The organism is Acinetobacter sp. B-6, from assembly GCF_056930735.1.
Map to the genome: position 1 here is coordinate 66,152 of NZ_JBXPBY010000014.1, position 17,459 is coordinate 83,610.

The 17,459-nt window shown below is 40.7% G+C and carries 16 protein-coding genes and 1 riboswitch; of the genes, 8 read left to right on the forward strand and 8 right to left on the reverse strand.

From position 1 onward, the window contains the following. The first annotated feature begins 101 nt into the window (after window positions 1-101). The 7 genes from nrdR (at window position 102) to ftsW (ending at window position 7,240) form a co-directional block, all read left to right on the forward strand. Window positions 102-566, forward strand: a complete 465-nt coding sequence (gene nrdR, locus AC1Z3T_RS16530; RefSeq protein WP_004825545.1) for a transcriptional regulator NrdR — start codon at window positions 102-104, stop codon at window positions 564-566. A gap of 32 nt (window positions 567-598) precedes the next feature. Further along, complete coding sequence (ribD, locus tag AC1Z3T_RS16535) at window positions 599-1,711, forward strand: bifunctional diaminohydroxyphosphoribosylaminopyrimidine deaminase/5-amino-6-(5-phosphoribosylamino)uracil reductase RibD (protein ID WP_100884358.1); 1,113 nt, start codon at window positions 599-601, stop codon at window positions 1,709-1,711. After that, a complete protein-coding gene (locus tag AC1Z3T_RS16540; RefSeq protein ID WP_004825539.1) occupies window positions 1,708-3,012 on the forward strand; it encodes a DNA adenine methylase in 1,305 nt (434 codons plus the stop codon). The genes ribD and AC1Z3T_RS16540 overlap by 4 nt, the downstream gene beginning before the upstream one ends. A gap of 94 nt (window positions 3,013-3,106) precedes the next feature. Beyond that, a complete protein-coding gene (locus AC1Z3T_RS16545) occupies window positions 3,107-3,766 on the forward strand; it encodes a riboflavin synthase (protein WP_005034441.1) in 660 nt (219 codons plus the stop codon). 110 nt (window positions 3,767-3,876) lie between these two features. Beyond that, window positions 3,877-4,422: a VTT domain-containing protein gene (locus AC1Z3T_RS16550; RefSeq protein WP_004825534.1), complete on the forward strand. Its 546-nt coding sequence runs from the start codon at window positions 3,877-3,879 to the stop codon at window positions 4,420-4,422. A 251-nt stretch (window positions 4,423-4,673) separates the two neighbouring features. Beyond that, window positions 4,674-6,020: a UDP-N-acetylmuramoyl-L-alanine--D-glutamate ligase gene (gene murD / locus AC1Z3T_RS16555; RefSeq protein ID WP_042089145.1), complete on the forward strand. Its 1,347-nt coding sequence runs from the start codon at window positions 4,674-4,676 to the stop codon at window positions 6,018-6,020. 23 nt (window positions 6,021-6,043) lie between these two features. Continuing rightward, entirely contained in the window at window positions 6,044-7,240 is a 1,197-nt protein-coding gene (gene ftsW / locus AC1Z3T_RS16560; protein ID WP_100884359.1) for a putative lipid II flippase FtsW, read from the forward strand. Between the two features lie 107 nt (window positions 7,241-7,347). Here ftsW and gluQRS read toward each other — a convergent pair whose 3' ends face one another. The 7 genes from gluQRS to AC1Z3T_RS16595 form a co-directional block, all read right to left on the reverse strand. Further along, window positions 7,348-8,265 (reverse strand): tRNA glutamyl-Q(34) synthetase GluQRS, encoded by a 918-nt coding sequence (gluQRS, locus tag AC1Z3T_RS16565; RefSeq protein WP_100884360.1) that lies wholly within the window; start codon window positions 8,263-8,265, stop codon window positions 7,348-7,350. 5 nt (window positions 8,266-8,270) lie between these two features. Then, the gene (dksA, locus tag AC1Z3T_RS16570; protein ID WP_004825526.1) at window positions 8,271-8,798 is read right to left on the reverse strand and encodes an RNA polymerase-binding protein DksA; all 528 of its coding nucleotides are present in this window, start codon (window positions 8,796-8,798) and stop codon (window positions 8,271-8,273) included. A gap of 208 nt (window positions 8,799-9,006) precedes the next feature. Continuing rightward, entirely contained in the window at window positions 9,007-9,816 is an 810-nt protein-coding gene (gene cpdA, locus AC1Z3T_RS16575; protein ID WP_100884361.1) for a 3',5'-cyclic-AMP phosphodiesterase, read from the reverse strand. Between the two features lie 9 nt (window positions 9,817-9,825). Continuing rightward, the gene (locus AC1Z3T_RS16580) at window positions 9,826-10,446 is read right to left on the reverse strand and encodes an NUDIX domain-containing protein (RefSeq protein ID WP_046760354.1); all 621 of its coding nucleotides are present in this window, start codon (window positions 10,444-10,446) and stop codon (window positions 9,826-9,828) included. A gap of 74 nt (window positions 10,447-10,520) precedes the next feature. Next, entirely contained in the window at window positions 10,521-12,416 is a 1,896-nt protein-coding gene (gene thiC, locus AC1Z3T_RS16585; protein ID WP_004825518.1) for a phosphomethylpyrimidine synthase ThiC, read from the reverse strand. Window positions 12,417-12,552: 136 nt separating this feature from the next. Continuing rightward, window positions 12,553-12,686, reverse strand: a riboswitch (TPP riboswitch). Between the two features lie 53 nt (window positions 12,687-12,739). After that, the gene (locus tag AC1Z3T_RS16590) at window positions 12,740-13,795 is read right to left on the reverse strand and encodes a hypothetical protein (protein ID WP_100884362.1); all 1,056 of its coding nucleotides are present in this window, start codon (window positions 13,793-13,795) and stop codon (window positions 12,740-12,742) included. A gap of 66 nt (window positions 13,796-13,861) precedes the next feature. Continuing rightward, a complete protein-coding gene (locus AC1Z3T_RS16595; RefSeq protein WP_228153656.1) occupies window positions 13,862-14,872 on the reverse strand; it encodes a hypothetical protein in 1,011 nt (336 codons plus the stop codon). 456 nt (window positions 14,873-15,328) lie between these two features. Between AC1Z3T_RS16595 and phoU the strand changes: the two genes are divergently transcribed. Next, complete coding sequence (phoU, locus tag AC1Z3T_RS16600; protein WP_009584000.1) at window positions 15,329-16,051, forward strand: phosphate signaling complex protein PhoU; 723 nt, start codon at window positions 15,329-15,331, stop codon at window positions 16,049-16,051. A 93-nt stretch (window positions 16,052-16,144) separates the two neighbouring features. Here the strand turns inward: phoU and AC1Z3T_RS16605 are convergent, their stop codons facing one another. After that, window positions 16,145-17,422, reverse strand: coding sequence for an O-acetylhomoserine aminocarboxypropyltransferase/cysteine synthase family protein (locus AC1Z3T_RS16605; RefSeq protein WP_100884364.1), 1,278 nt, complete (start codon window positions 17,420-17,422; stop codon window positions 16,145-16,147). Between the last annotated feature and the right edge of the window lie 37 nt (window positions 17,423-17,459).

The following is a 17,459-nucleotide window of genomic DNA, read 5'->3' on the forward strand; positions in this document are numbered from 1 at the left end:
CGTGAGGGCTGTTTTTTTTCCATATCTTGCGAAACCCTCAACAAAAACCTGTTTTTTTGCTACACTAGCTGAAATTATGAATTTTGCTTAATTAAACCACTATGCATTGTCCATTTTGTAACGCTGCAGATAGTAAAGTGATCGATTCCCGTTTGGCTGCTGAAGGTAGTCAGATTCGTCGTCGCCGTGAATGTATCAGTTGTGGCGAACGTTTTACCACTTTTGAAAGTTATGAAGTGGTGATGCCACGTGTAACCAAGTCTGATGGTAAAAATGAACCATTTGATGAAGCAAAATTGCGTCGTTCTTTGATGCATGCTTTGCAAAAAAGACCTGTGACTCAAGAGCAAATTGAAACAGTCATTAGTGATATTCAATTACAAATTCGTCGTTTAGGTGAACGTGATGTGCGTTCACGTACCATTGGCGAAATTGTCATGAAATCTTTGTTTGCACTTGATCATGTGGCATATGTGCGTTTTGCTTCGGTTTATCAGGATTTCCAAGATATTGATGCTTTTCGCCATCAAATTGAGCAAATGCAAGCACGTGGTCAAGACCACTGATTTATTTTTCATAGGATTAAATTAGGAATTTTATGTCTGAGTTGGATTCAAACTCTAAGTCTGAAGATGCTGTCAATATCGATCAGGTTTGGATGCAGAAAGCGATTGAGCTCGCCAAGCTTGGACAGTATTCCACACGACCAAATCCAAATGTTGGTTGCGTTATTGTCAAAGATGGAGTCCTCATTGGAGAGGGTTTTCATCCCCAAGCCGGACAACCTCATGCAGAAGTGTTTGCAATGCGTCAAGCTGGAGCGTCTGCAAAAGGCGCAACGGCTTATGTGACTTTGGAGCCTTGTGCACATTATGGTCGTACACCACCTTGTGCAAAAGGTTTGGTTGAAACAGGTGTGGCAAAAGTTATCGTTGCATGTGCAGACCCAAATCCACTTGTCGCAGGTAAAGGTGTAGAGATTTTACGTCAGGCTGGAATTGTTGTTGAAACAGGTGTTTGTGAACAACAAGCCACCCAACTCAACTTAGGTTTCCTAAAAGCAATGGCAACGGGTTTACCTTATGTGCGTTTAAAAGTCGCTTCGAGTCTAGATGGACGCACCGCTATGGCATCAGGTGAATCCAAATGGATTACTGGTGCTGAGTCTCGTCAGGATGTACAACATTGGCGTGCTATTTCAGGTGCAGTGATTACTGGGATTGAGACCATTCTGGCGGATGATCCTCAGCTCAATGTTCGAAGTTTAGCCAATGTGGAACTGGAAAAAGTCGTACAGCCGAAACGTGTCATCTTAGATCGGAAAGGTCGCCTACCGTTGACCGCTCAAGTGCTTAAGCATCCTGAAACAGTGATGGTAATGGGACCATTTCGTCGGGAATTGGCTGAACTTGGCGTGGTGCAATTAGACGTCCAGTCATTAAAAGATTTATTAGGCACTTTAAAAGATTTTCAAATTTATGATGTGTTGGTTGAAGCTGGTGCAACCTTATCGACTGCATTTTTACAGGAAAAACTGGTTGATGAGTTAATCAGTTATGTTGCTCCGGCTTTTTTAGGGCAATCAGCACGACCAATGTTTAATGCAGAATTTGAAACCATGGCACAACAATTACGTTTTATGCTTAAAGATGTTCATCAATTTGGTGATGATATTCGTTTAAGACTTCTCCCTGCGCAAGAGTCAGTATGAATTCAGAGTTAACATCATCGGTTTATCATAAACGTCGCCATGCTGCGCGTACAACAGATGAATATCTTTTTCATCAGTTGGTTCCTTATTTGGGAAACAAGCGGCGTTTGTTGCACCTGATTCTCGAAGCGCTCGAAATTACTGGAACATTGAATCCTAAAGGTAAACGTGCGCCTATTTTTGCAGATTTTTTTGCAGGTAGCGGAGTCGTTTCACGTTTGGCTCGTCAAAATGGCTATCGTGTGATTGCCAATGATTGGGAGCCTTATAGTCATGCCCTGAACCATGCCATTCTTGCTTGCACCGATGCGCCGGCATTTAAAGAATTGGGTGGCTATCAAAAAGCCATTGATTATTTAAATCGTTTACCTGAAGTCAAAGGTTGGGTGACGCATAATTTATGCCCACGTAATGATGAGATTTATGACCCAGCGCGCGATCGTTTGTTCTTTAAGCGTCGTAATGGTATGCGTATCGATGCAATTCGCCAACAGATTGCGACATGGCAGGCACAAGGCGCTATTGATGATGTTGAAATGAGTGCCTTACTTGCCCCTTTGCTTTACTCAGCCAGTTTTGTCAGTAATACCAGTGGTGTATTTAAAAGTTTTCATCATGGCTGGGGCGGAAAGACTCAAACGGCATTAGAACGAATTGAATCACTGTTGTGGTTAACACCAAGCCGTTTTAGTGAGGTGGGTGACAATAAGCAAAAAACACCAATGGCGGAAATGTGGTGCGTGGATGCACAGCATTTGGCAAACCAGATGAGCGGTTTTGAAGTGGATGTGGCGTATTTAGATCCTCCTTATAACCAACATGCTTACAGCAGTAATTATCATGTACTCAATTCATTGACCCTTTGGGATCAAGTCGATCTACCTACACCAGACACCAAAGGTTTTAAAAGTGGAATTGATCGCGCATGGCGAAAAGAGCGTCCAAGCCCATATAACTCGTCCAAGCATGCACAAGAAGCTTATGAGAGCCTGTTGGAAACCATTAATGCACGTTATATTCTCACCAGTTACTCCACTGATGGAAATATTGAAGCCAAAGATTTATTGGCGGCAAATCTAAAACGTGGCAAAGTTACCTTGTTGACACAGGATGTTCCGCGTTATCGCGTGAGTAAACAACGTCAGTCAGAGCGTGCTCGTGTACTTGAGTTTATTGTCATTACCGATACGCATGCCAAGTCTGGACCACCTTTGCGTCAGCTTTTGGGGCAACTTTACCATTTTGCTGAGTTGGGTGGTGTGGATACATCGGGTGTGAGTACACAACTGGCTTTATGGTAATCTTGTTATCCTCGTCTTTAAATTAAAGCTGGGGATATGGTAATCAACACAATAGATATTCATCAGCCCTCAGATTGAGGCAGTAGGTCGTAGTATGTTCACAGGCATTGTTGAAAGTTTAGGTAAAGTTGACAGCTTACAAAGCGTAGGTGGTGATGTGCGCTTGCGTATTCAGACTGACCTAGATATGTCTGATGTACATTTGGGTGATTCTATTGCTACCAATGGCATTTGCTTAACGGTGATTGACTGGGGAGACAATTGGTATGCTGCCGATGTTTCTCGTGAAAGTCTGAATCGTTCAACTTTGGCAAGTTGGAACGTTGGACAAGTGGTGAATGTTGAAAAAGCAATGTTGCCAACCACACGCTTTGGCGGTCATATTGTCAGTGGGCATGTCGATGCAGTGGGTGAAATTACCGTAGTTCGTTCAGATGCACGTTCGCTATATTTTGAGGTAACTGCACCTGTTGAAATCGCTAAATATTTGGCTGAAAAAGGTTCGATCACTGTAGATGGAATTAGCTTAACCATCAATCATTTACGTGGCAATATTCTCAGTCTCAATTTGATTCCACATACTGCTGAACGTACCAATATTGGAACATGGAAAGTGGGCGCCAAGGTAAACTTGGAAGTTGATGTATTGGCACGTTATATCGAACGTTTACTGCTCGGTGATAAAGCCGCTGAGGTTAAAGCTGAATCAAAACTGAGCATGGAATTTCTCGCTAAGAATGGTTTTTTAAAATAACTCAAATAGACGCTAAGATCGAAAAAGCCTAATTAATTTAGGCTTTTTAATATTTACATGGTTAAATTAGACTAATATATTGTGGATACTTCTTTGAAGAGAGCTGAGTATTGCTTGATTTTTTATTGCATTTAGAACAATTATTGCCCACTTTCTTAGAAAATTATGGGCTATGGATTTATGCCATTTTGTTTTTGATTATTTTTGCAGAAACTGGCTCAATCTTTATGTTTTTTCTCCCAGGTGATAGCTTATTGATCGCTGTTGGTGCCCTATGCTCGACTGCTGAATCGGTTCATCTTCATTATATGGGGGTGTTGCTGATCATTGCTTCTATTTTAGGTTATATCGTCAACTACTATACAGGGCGGGCTTTAGGCTTTAAGTATTTTCATGCGCATTCACGTTGGTTTAAGCCTGAATATATTAAAAAGACCAATCATTATTTTGAGCGTCATGGGGGTAAAACGATTCTTGTTGCACGTTTTGTACCTTTTGTTCGTTCGTTCGCTCCATTCGCAGCAGGTGCAGGACATATGAAAATGCCTGTATTCATGCTGTATAACGTGTTGGGTGGCTGGATTTGGATTGCGCTGTTGTTGGGTGCAGGTTATGGGGCAGGTAATCTACTGTCGCTATTGATCGATTCATTCTAAACACATTGAGAATAGATACCAATCAGCCGAATGTTGGGTACAACATTCGGCTGATTGGTATCTATCATATGATCGCAGGTTATCATCGAAGAAATTTAAAAAAAAGCCATCGCAATAAATCAGAATAATATGACGATATTTTTACGCACTGACACAAAAAAAACTTCAGAAACTGCAAACATAAAAAGCTTTCAAATCGCCAAAGTGCTAACATTTTGCAAGTTTTAAAATCTTAATGCTGGTGGGAAAAAATGTTGATACAACGTGGTGGTTTAAAAGTTGTGGCTGGGCTTGGAATTTCAGGCGTTTCAGCTGTAAATTTTCTGCATGAAAATGGCTACCGTGTTGCAGTCACTGATTCACGTCAACTCCCACCAGGACACGATCAAATTCCAGCAACAGTGCAAACCAGTTTTGGTAAATTGGACCAAGATTTGCTGTTGCAAGCGGAAGAAATTGTCATTAGCCCGGGATTGGATATTAAACTGCCAGAGATTCAAGCGGCGATCGCCAAAGGGATTCCAGTCGTCAGTGAGATTCAGATTTTGCGTCGTGCAACAGATAAACCAATTGTTGCCATTACTGGCTCAAATGCCAAGAGTACGGTAACGACCTTAATAGGTTTAATGGCGCAGGATGCAGGCGTAAAAGTTGCTGTTGGAGGCAATCTTGGACGCCCAGCCTTGGATCTAACGCGTGATGATCCTGATGTCTATATTCTTGAACTGTCGAGCTTCCAGCTTGAAACCACTTCAAATTTAAATGCTGAAGTTGCTGTGGTGTTAAATATGAGTGAAGACCATTTGGATCGTCATGGTGATATGGCGGGTTATCATGCGGCGAAACATCGTATTTTCCAAGGTGTGAAAAAAGTGGTGTTTAACCGTGATGACTCACTCACTCGTCCGTTGGTTCCAGATGTAACCCCAATGCAAAGCTTTGGTCTCAATGCACCTGATTTAAGACAATACGGTATTCTCAGAGAAGACAATGGTACGATCTGGTTAGCGCGTGGTCGTGAACGATTGCTGAAAAGTTCGGAGATGTACATCCAAGGTACGCATAATGTTGCGAATGCTTTGGCATGTTTGGCTTTAGGTGAAGCGATTGGTCTACCGATAGACAAGATGTTGGAAACACTCAAGACCTTCAAGGGTTTAGAGCATCGTTGTGAATTCGTTAAAGAAGTGGCGGGTGTTCGCTATTATAATGATTCTAAAGGGACCAATATTGGAGCAACTTTGGCTGCTTTAGATGGTTTAGGTGCTGCAATTGAAGCGCAAGGTGGCAAAGTGGCGATTATTCTAGGTGGTCAAGGCAAAGGGCAAGATTTTACTGCTTTACGCCAGTCCTTAGAAAAATATGCCAAACTGGCGGTACTGATCGGTGAAGATCGACCTGTGATCGAAAAAGCAATTCAAGGCACAACTGAGCTATTGCATGCTGAAACGCTACAGGAAGCTGTGGCGCTGTGTCAGCAACATACGCAAGCACAGGATGTGGTGTTATTATCACCAGCATGTGCAAGTTTTGATATGTTTACAGGTTATCCGCAACGCGGTCATCGCTTTGTTGAATATGTAAATGCGCTAAACTAAAAGAATCATAAGGAAAATAAAGTATGGCTGGGTTAGCTCAGACGACAATAAGTAAACTTCATCAAACGTATGAACGTTGGATGCCAAAATTGCCCGCAGAAATTACCCCACGTAATGTATTGTTGTTTTGTGTCATCTCACTATTGTGTATCGGTACCGTGATGGTTGCTTCAGCGTCAATGCCGTATGCGGAGCGGATGCATGAAAATGAATTCCATTATGTCATTCGTCATGCGATTTCAATTGTGGTGGCTTTTCTAGCCGCTGTAGTGACCTATAGGATTTCGCTGAATCTGTGGTTTAAAAACACCTTTCCTTTGTGGTTGATCACTATTCTACTGTTACTTGCAGTTTTAGTGGTGGGAACAGAGGTAAACGGTTCTACACGTTGGATTCGTGTCGGCGGCTTCACCTTGCAGGCGACAGAAGTTGCCAAGGTGATGATGGCAATTTTTACTGCTGATTATGTGGTTCGTCGTGCTGAAGAGGTTCGAAACAATATTAAAGGCTTGGTTCGACTCGGTGTCGTAATGTTACTGACGGTAGGGTTAATTATTGCAGAGCCTGATCTCGGGGCAACAGTGGTGATTGCGGTATCGATGTTAGGGGTGTTTTTCCTTGCTGGTGCGCCGATGATTCAGTTTGGTTTCGCTTTTGGTGCCATTCTGGTTGCGTTTGTTTCCTTGATTGTATTCGAACCTTACCGTTATGAGCGTTTGATGTCATTCTCTAACCCATGGGCTGACCCTTTAGGTTCGGGTTATCAATTGTCCAATGCCTTGATGGCATTTGGGCGAGGTGAGTGGTTTGGAGTCGGTTTAGGGCACAGTATTCAAAAGATGTCTTATTTACCTGAGGCGCATACAGACTTTATGTTGGCGATCTTGGGTGAAGAGTTTGGTTTCTTTGGGATTGCGACGGTGTTGTTGCTTTCATTTGTGATGCTGATTTGTTGTATTCGAATTGGTCAGCGCGCTTTAAATCATCAGTATTTACGTGCCGGCTATTTAGCTTACGGAATTAGTATTATTTTCTTACTGCAAATTCTGGTCAATGCAGGCATGAATATGGGCATGTTGCCGACCAAAGGTTTGACCCTGCCATTTATTAGTTATGGGGGTTCATCTTTGATTATGTGTGCAGTCATGATCAGTTTGATTTTAAAAATTGATGCAACAACCAAAGAAGCCAACCCAGCAAGGGAAGAATCGAGTTTTTAGAATTTTCCTTAGCTTGAATACTTCAAAAGCCATTTGTGATCAAATGGCTTTTTTGTGAGATGTGCTGTGAACTTATAGCATTTTTATTGTTGATATAAGCACTGTGATTATTGATAAATGCCGGTTAAATGGATGCCTTGGGGGATACGTGAAATATCCCATTGTTGCACAGCTTGAGCCAACATATGTGCAGGCTGATCTAAGTCTACAGGTGCCTGACCCAATGCAAGAATTGCCTGTGAAAGTAGGGGCACTGCATTTTCAATATTTAGTGCATGAGCAAGATTTTGCTTTGAGAGCTTTTGACCTTGTTCATTCATGGCGAGCGGAAGGTGCATATACTCAATTGCTGGATAGCCAAGAAGCTGCCCTAGCCATATTTGACGTTCAGTATTATCCAATAAGTCTGAACCACGTACGATATGGTTAATTCCTTGTAAATAGTCATCTACAACGACTGCCAATTGATAGTTGATGATGCCGTCACGGCGCTTAAGGACAAAGTCACCAAGATCATGTTGTAAGTTAGAGCAATGTAGCCCTTGCAAACGATCATGGAAGCAAATGTTTTGATCTGTGACTTTTACACGAATGGCTTGATCTTTAAACTCAAGCTGTTTATCTCGACATGTGCCTGTATAGATATGGTTTGAACCGAGAATCTTTCGAGTACACGCACAAGCATATACCCAATTGTGTTGTTTGAGCTGGTCGATAACAGATTCATAAATTGCAATGCGTTGTCTTTGATAAATGATTTCAACATCAGATTCAAATCCAAAAGCATCTAAACATTGTAAGATGTGTTGTTCGCTATCGGGATAGATGCGAGGAATATCCGTATCTTCTATACGGACGATCCATTGCCCTGTATGTGCTTTTGCATCGCAATAACTGGCAACAGCAGTAATTAATGAACCGAAGTGTAGAGGACCTGTGGGCGAAGGTGCAAATCGTCCTTTATATTGGTCATGCTTCCCCCCTTCCTTAACATCAGGAAGGGTCGGGGAGGAATGTGCAGACACAGTGTTTAACCGTTGTTTTGCTTCTCTTTGATCTCTGCAAGTGTTTTACAGTCGATACATAAAGTTGCAGTAGGACGTGCTTCTAAACGACGTAAACCGATTTCGATACCACACGTTTCACAGAAACCATAGTCATCATTTTTAATGGCTTCGATAGACTGTTCGATTTTGCGAATCAATTTACGTTCACGATCACGAGTACGTAATTCAATTGCAAACTCTTCTTCCTGTGTTGCACGATCGTTTACATCAGGTAAAGAAGAAGATTCGTCTTGCATCGTGTTTAAAGTGCGATCCACTTCCGACATTAACTCTGCCTTCCAAGCCAGCAAAATTTGACGGAAATGTTCGAGCTGCCCCTCAGACATATATTCTTCATTTTTCTTTGGCTGATAAGGCTCGATACCGAATAGACTTGCTGTAGTACCGTTTTCATTGGTCTTTGGCTTGGCTTTGCGTACACGCTTTGCAGACTTGTCATCCGTCAATGCTGTTTGCTCATCCAAGACTTGATTTTGGTTGTCATTCGCCATAAAGGGCATTCCTCATCATATACGTACTATCTATACGCAAAAAATATGGTGATATGCAAGTATTTTTATCACTACCAACAGAATGAATCTATCGGGGGCGTCATCATATAGATTTTTTTACAAAGATGAAAGTCATCTCGCCCTGACTTCGACTTTCTGCATATCTTGTTGGACGAATAACTTAATGGAAAAAAAACAAAATGAAAAGCTAGTAACCTGAAATTTCTTCATTAATTGTAACATTGAAGTGGTCAAGTCGATGTACAAAGGTCTCAAACTCACCATTGGCTTTTAAATGTAAGCAACGGTAACCAGGTGCAATTGGGTCAAATGAAAACTCTTGGCTAAGTGGTTTAAATTGGACACAGGTGGCTGGTGTAGAAATAAACTGTACGCCATTCCACTCGTTATAAGACTCTTGATGTACATGCCCATGTAATAATAGCTTGATATTGTTAAATGGTTCGAGCACTGCTTTTAATTCATCGGCATTTTTTAATTTGTGTTGATCTAGCCATTTTGAGTGCATTTCAAAAGGATTGTGATGACAGGCAACAATCACAAATTTGTCTCGAAGTTGCTCTAAGCGTTGTTTTAGGCGAACCAATTGTTCAGGTTGAATCTTTCCATCTGTACGCCCACTCACTGTACTGTTAAGCAGAATAATGCACCATTGATCAAGCTCAATCACTGTGGGTTCTGGTTCAGGTACATGAAAGGGGAAAAAGCTCAGATTGTCATGATTTCCTGGGATATGATAAAAATCAATGCCAAAGCCCCGCATATAATTTAAATAGCGTGCATAGGTTTCCGGATAAGCTGCTTGGGCCAAATCCCCAGTATGTAGAATCAAATCAGCATTTGGAAAGCGCTGCTGAACATCTTCCATAACGGCATGAAAGCTTTCCTCAGGGTTGATCCCGACAAACTTTGCATCAGGCTTATCCATTAAGTGTGTATCTGTGATCTGTATGATCACTTTATCTTTATCGGTTTGCTGCAATATCTTTGATTGCATGTCTTTCCCCTAGACATTTTCAAGTGTACGCAAGTGCTGTTGTAGCCATTGTAAAGCCATTATCACTGGTGCATTTTTTAAACGATTACTTTGTAATAATATACTAAGATCTGCATAGTCGATGATATGAAGTTGAATATTTTCACCTTCATCGGGCATTCCAAAAATACCGCCTTCGGCAGGCAACTCCGCTTGAGCAGTATAAAGATGAAAAATTTCATCACATGCGCCAGCCGATGGATAGAAACTAAAAAGAGCTTCAATATGTTCAAGCTCACAGCCAGATTCTTCAAGACTTTCTCTTCGAATACAGGTTTCTGGAGATTCATCACCATCCAATACCCCTGCAATAATTTCTAATTGCCAAGGTGAAATCGGGTCATCAATTGCACCAACGCGAAATTGTTCAATCAGTGCGAATTTTTGTTGTTGATCATTATAAATCAAAACACCCGCGGCTTCTTTGCGACGAACTAACTCACGTTGGATGTTTGATGTATATTCGGTTTGGTTAAATAATCGGTGCTGCAAGCTGACTTTTTCGACTTGAACAAAGCCCTGAAAAGCATATTCTCGAGATTGAATTTTTACATCGTTATGGGTGTAAGTTGCTTGCTGAATGATGTTCATGTGTGTAGTTAGGATGAAACATATTCACTTCATCCTAACTGAGAAATAGGCAAAGGCAAAAGTTTTTTTTAACTTTACACTTTGTGGTACAACTTTTGTCCTTGCTCATGATAGACAGATTTCATGGTTTTAAGACCATCCTCTATCACCGTTTGGCTTGAAGTCGCTTGCTCAGCATGTTGCTGATTTTGTGCGTAGTCACGAACATTTTGGGTGATTTTCATCGAACAAAACTTCGGTCCGCACATGGAGCAGAAATGCGCTGATTTATGTGCTTCTTTCGGCATAGTTTCATCATGCATAGAGCGAGCGGTATCAGGGTCCAAACTCAGATTGAATTGATCCTCCCAGCGGAATTCAAAACGTGCTTTAGAGAGCGCATTGTCGCGTACCTGTGCGCCTGGATGACCTTTAGCTAAATCTGCTGCATGTGCGGCGATTTTGTACGTGATGATGCCGTCTTTAACATCTTTTTTGTTGGGTAATCCCAAATGCTCTTTTGGTGTGACATAACACAGCATTGCTGTACCATACCAACCAATCATTGCCGCGCCTATCGCAGAGGTAATGTGGTCATAACCAGGTGCAATATCCGTTGTCAGTGGTCCAAGTGTATAGAATGGTGCTTCCTGACAAACTTCAAGTTGCAAGTCCATATTTTCTTTGACCATATGCATTGGAACATGCCCTGGACCTTCAATCATCACTTGAACATCATGTTGCCATGCACGATGGGTGAGTTCACCCAAGGTGCGTAATTCTGAAAATTGTGCTTCATCATTGGCATCTTGGATACAGCCTGGACGTAAACCATCACCTAGACTGAACGAGACATCATAGGCTTTCATGATTTCACAGATTTCATCGAAATGCGTATAAAGGAAATTTTCTTCATGATGCGCCAAACACCATTGCGCCATAATTGAGCCACCACGTGACACAATCCCCGTCAAACGATTTGCGGTTAATGGAACATAGCGCAATAACACACCTGCATGAATAGTAAAGTAGTCCACGCCTTGTTCAGCTTGTTCGATCAAGGTGTCTTTAAAGATTTCCCATGTCAGGTCTTCTGCAACCCCATCGACTTTCTCAAGTGCTTGATAAATCGGAACAGTACCAATTGGCACAGGAGAGTTGCGAATAATCCATTCACGTGTTTCATGAATATTTTTACCCGTCGACAGATCCATAATGGTATCTGCGCCCCAACGCGTTGCCCATGTCATTTTTGCAACTTCTTCATCAATCGATGAACCCAGTGCAGAGTTACCAATATTGGCATTGATCTTAACTAAGAAATTACGTCCGATAATCATCGGTTCACATTCTGGATGGTTAATATTTGCAGGGATGATGGCGCGACCTTCAGCGACTTCTTTGCGCACAAATTCAGGCGTGATTTCCATCAGATTATGTGCACCAAAATTTTGTCCTGCATGTTGACGCATATCGACGCCTTCACGTTGACGTTGATTTTCACGAATCGCAATATATTCCATTTCAGGGGTGATAATTCCTTGCTTGGCATAATGCATTTGGCTGACATTATGTCCTGCTTTGGCGCGACGAGGCTTTTGAATATGTGCAAAACGGATTTCAGCTGTACGAATATCTTTGAGGCGCTCTTGTCCGAACTTAGAAGTTAGGGTGTTTAAGCGTTCAGTGTCGTTACGTTCAGCAATCCATGTTTCACGAACATTGGGCAAACCTTGATTGAGGTCGATCTTGACATTCGGGTCGGTATAAACCCCTGATGTGTCATAAACCATCACTGGTGGATTTTTTTCCCCACCTAAACCTGTAGGGGTATCGGTGAGTTCAATTTCACGCATCGGAACCTGAATGTCAGGGCGTGAACCTTGAATATAGACTTTTTTAGACGCGGGTAAAATTCGAGTGAGATCTTTGGCTTCTTGCTCATGTTGAGCCAATTGATCAGCAGGGGATAGATTCGTTAATTGGTTCATTACAATGATCCTTATGAATGACATCAACGAATCAAGCACGACCAAAAACGGTGGCAAATTTAGTCTATTTGATGCAGCACAATGACCAAGAGCATGATGCTGTATTTCTAAAAAAATAGATAAACTTTGGGCTGTCAGTTTTTAGATGCTTGATTCCTACGCAGGTCTTAACCTGATCAGGTTCAACGGTACTTTAGTTTAAGTTTTGGCAAGGAGATGCAAAACTGACTAAATCTCAGCGAGGAATTACTCGCGCTCCGTCAAGCGATGTTTAAATATTAGCATGTTCTCATCGGGAATGTGATGACATGCTCCTATCAAATTTAATTATTTTTTTGAGCAAGAATCTCTTCAACCTGCTTTCTTATTTTTTGTTCAAATGCTGTACGTTGCTCTTGAATGCTTTGTTGTTCAGGGGTTTCATCTTGAGTATTTTCTCTAGATGGCTTTGGCATTTGTTGCCAAAGCGTTTCACTCTTATTGATCAAATTTAGGAAGCTTTGTGCAGTCTGACGGCTTGCCGTTTGGCTTTTGGCAACTTTCTCAATGGCTTTCATGGCTTCTTCATCTGCAATTTTGTCATCATCAAACCATAGGGTACGGGTATTGTCATCGCCTTGAAAAAGAGCACGACGATATTGTTCAATATTTTCTGAAACTTGAGGTTTATAATGGTTTTTAGGATAGTCTTTATTGAATTTTTCCCAAAATAATAAGCGGTTGGCGACTTCATCAAAACTAATTGCCAATCCAGCATCCAGTATATAGTTTGCTCCTGTATACTCTTTACGGATTTGTTTAAAATAAACTTGATCTGATTTTTCTAAAGAGGGTGCAAAAATATCGAGATCATATTGTGGATTTCGGGTAAACGTATATTCACCTTCACCCACATAAAATTTTTCTAAATATAAGTCTTTTGCATGATCTACCAAGTATTTCTCACTCGGTTTTAACTTTTTATATAGTTCTTGTTTTTGTTTTGCTGTCATAGACTGACCTTCTGCAAGAGAATCAGTCAAATATTGGAATACTTGAGGTGAAGCATCCATCGCAAGTTTCTGATAAATGTCTTCAGATTTTGCTTGCCATTGATAACGAGTTTTTAAGGGTACAGTTGATAAACAGTTTCTAAACCATTGATTGAGATCATGCAAATCCTCAGCAACCACTGTTTTTTCTAACTTTTGAATACTTGAATCGATTTGGCTACAATCTTGAGCAGGTCCTTTAGGACGAGAGGCTTGAGTGGCATCAATCTCAGATGTAGATGTTTTAACGGCTTCAGTTTTTTGATTATTTTCATGTTTTTGACAAGCACTGAGCAAGGTAAAAATAAAAATAGCAGCAAATGGAACACTTTTTTGTAGAAAGTTCATGGTATGACAATTGTTGTGAGTTTTTTGAATAGTGAAAGGATAATAAAAATTGAGCTGAAAAGAAATCTATGTATTAGAACAAATTGCATCACTAAAGCAGTCTTTTTTGACATGTTTAAAATCAATTGGACTTAAATTTAAATATTGATTGAGTTGAGAAAGTGCCAATAATTGAGGGCGATTTTCTAATTTTAAGCGTTCTTTTTCACTGATTTGAATTTTTTGTTGGCGTTGTTCAGGCGTCATTTGTACGAATTGTATAAATTTCTTGGCTTGGACTGAAAGCTCCCCTTCATTTGTTTTAGACAAATGTTCGATGACCAACCAACTTGAGGCATCTATATCATTTTGATTTTCAAAATTCATCGAAATGGGCGAGCCTTCTGTACCTAAAAATAACAAGCTGCTGTAAGCATTTTTTAAAAAGCGCGCGTCATGTAGAAAAATGGTATTTGGATACGTCACAAGATATTCTTGCCAAAATTTAGCGCGCTTGGCAATTTCATCAGGCTCAAGGTTCAATTTATTATTTTTGAAAAGCGGTTGCGCATTTTGCTCTGCCAGATTTTCGATAAATACTTGTTCAGGTGCTTGCAGATAAGGTGCAAAAACTTTTGCCAAATACTGCGGGCTTCGGCGATAGTTGATTGCATCCTCAGTCTGGTCTGTTAACTCAATATAAGCCTGTCCTTTATGGCGCAATAAATATTGATCGCGCAAATTGAGTTGTTCAAATTTATTCTGCTGAATGGTTGGATATGCTGCCTGATCTAACACATAGGTTTCAAATGCTTGCTGTTGTTCGGATGTTCGATCTATTTGTAGAAATTGTTGGTACATCTTTTTGGATTGATGCATGAGTTCCATTTGTTCTGCAGATTTTAACAAAGGTAAGCACATGCGAATGTCTTGATTCACTTGTTCAATCGCTAAAGTTGTTCTTTGCGGATTAATTGCCAACATTTCATTTTTTAGATTTTGACAAATTTGCGTTAGATCAGGAACAGGATTTTCTGTTTTTGGTGCTTCCTTTGACTCTTGTACGATATCCGTTGTTGGTTTTTGACACGCGACCACTACCAAGCCACTCAAAACTACGAGTATGCTCGAAATGAGATAATGAATAGGGTTGCGAGGAAATTTCATTAGACCGATATAACAAGGAAGCTCAATGTGGTACTTTGCTATTGTCGCTGAATCAAAGCTAAATAAATGAAATATTTTGTAGTTTTGTGATAATGAAACGTTACGATTTTAACGGAAATGGCAAATTCTTTCATGGCTATGCAGCGTTCATTTATTGAATAATTTGCCTAAAAATAAGCCTGCGGTTTATCTTAAATTAAATGTCAGTATATATAAATTATATAAAGTGAGTGCTATGATTTGAGCTAAATCTTGAAGATGAAAAATCAACATTGCTTCAATGAAAGTTCATCTAAAAGAAAAATACTTGTCATAAAATGTTCATCATTGCTATGGTTTAATATTAAGTCTAAAAAGTCGCATTTGTTGCCTGTGGAGTATCAAACTTTGAGCCCAAGTAATCCTGTATTAAACCATCACATTTCTTCACAATTCAATGAAGATCTACAGGATGTAAATACCAAATTTATGACCATGGGTGGTTTAGTAGAGCAACAAGTGGCAAATGCGGTGCATGCTTTGTTAGATACCAATGCCAATATGGCAATAGATGTGCAGTTTCAAGACAATACCGTCAACCGTTATGAACGTGAAATCGATGAAGCACTGACCTTGATTTTGGCACGTCGTCATCCCGCGGCAATTGATTTGCGCATGGTGATTGCGATGAGTAAGGCAAACACGGATTTAGAGCGGATTGGCGATGAGGCCGCAAAAATCGCCCGTATTGCACAGACATTGTGCGAAGAAGGTGAGTCACCTCGTGGCTATATGGAAACACGCCATATTGGCAATCAAGTTCGTGTCATGATTCATGATGCTTTGGATGCTTTTGCCCGTGTCGATGCTGAACAAGCATTAAAAGTTTTGTTGGCAGATGCAGATATTGACCGTGAGTATCAGTCGGCAACACGTACACTCATGACGTATATGATTGAAGATCCTCGACATATTAGTCGTGTTATTAATGTGATGTGGGTATTGCGCTCATTGGAGCGTATTGGTGATCATGCACGTAATATTTCAGAACAAGTCATTTATATGGCGAAAGGTTTTGATGTGCGTCATACCAACATTGAAGAAATTGAACAAAAAGTTCAAGGCAAATAATTTAACGTACCCTAAAGACTTAAACAAAAAGACCTGGATTATTCAGGTCTTTTTGTTGGGGCATCGGTTTTGAAAAAACGTCAACTCAACGAATTAAACTTGTGCCAAGGCTTGCTCTAAATCTGCAATCAAATCATCAATATGTTCAATGCCTACAGATAAGCGAACCATATCAATACTGACCCCAGCCGCTTTTAATTCTTCTTCATTGAGTTGGCGATGAGTCGTGGTTGCTGGATGACATGCCAAGCTTTTGGCATCACCAATGTTGACTAAACGAGTAAAGAGTTGTAGGGCATCAATAAAACGAGTTCCACCTTCACGACCATCTTGTACTCCAAAAGATAAGATGGCAGATGGTTTACCTTTGACATATTTTTGAGCTAAGGCTTGTTGTGGATGGTCTTTTAAACCGGCATAGTTGACCCATTGCACTTTAGGATGTGCTTGTAAGTATTCTGCAACTTTTTGTGCATTCTCGGTATGACGTTCCATACGTAAACTGAGCGTTTCTAAGCCCTGTAAAATAAGGAATACACTGAGTGGGCTAATCGCAGCACCAGTGTTACGTAAAGGCACAACACGCGCTCGCGCTATATATGCGGCTTCACCTAAGGCTTCTACATAATTCACACCATGATAACTTGGATCAGGTGTATTTAAGACTTTAAAACGTTCAGGATATTTACCCCAAGGGAATTTTCCACTGTCTACAATGGCGCCGCCAATGGAGTTGCCATGACCACCAATGTATTTCGTCAAAGAATGTACGACAATATCAGCACCATGTTCAAAAGGCTTGAGTAAGGCAGGGGTAGCAACAGTATTATCAACAATGACAGGAACGCCGTATTCGTGCGCGATTTTGGCAATTGCCTCAAGATCGATAATATTGCCCAATGGGTTGCCGATTGATTCAACAAAGACCAGTTTGGTTTTTTCATCAATCAGGTTGCGCAGTGCTTCAGGATTTTGATAATCAAAAAAACGTACTTCAATGCCTTGTTTCGGCAAAGTATGTGCAAATAAATTGTATGTTCCACCATATAGCGTCGATACAGATGCAATATTATCGCCAGCTTCGGTAATGGTTTGAATCGAATAGGTGATTGCTGACATGCCCGAAGCCAATGCTAAAGCACCGATTCCACCTTCAAGTGCAGCCAGACGTTGTTCAAGCACAGCTGTGGTTGGATTCATGATACGGGTATAAATATTGCCTTGAACTTTGAGATCAAATAGATCTGCACCATGCTGGGTATTATCAAAGGCATAGGATGTCGTTTGATAAATTGGAACAGCAACGGCTTTGGTTGTTGCTTCTGGTTCATAGCCTGCGTGAATGGCAAGTGTTTCGTCTTTATAAGTCATATTTCGTCAACTTTTTATTAAAATTCAATAGAGTGTA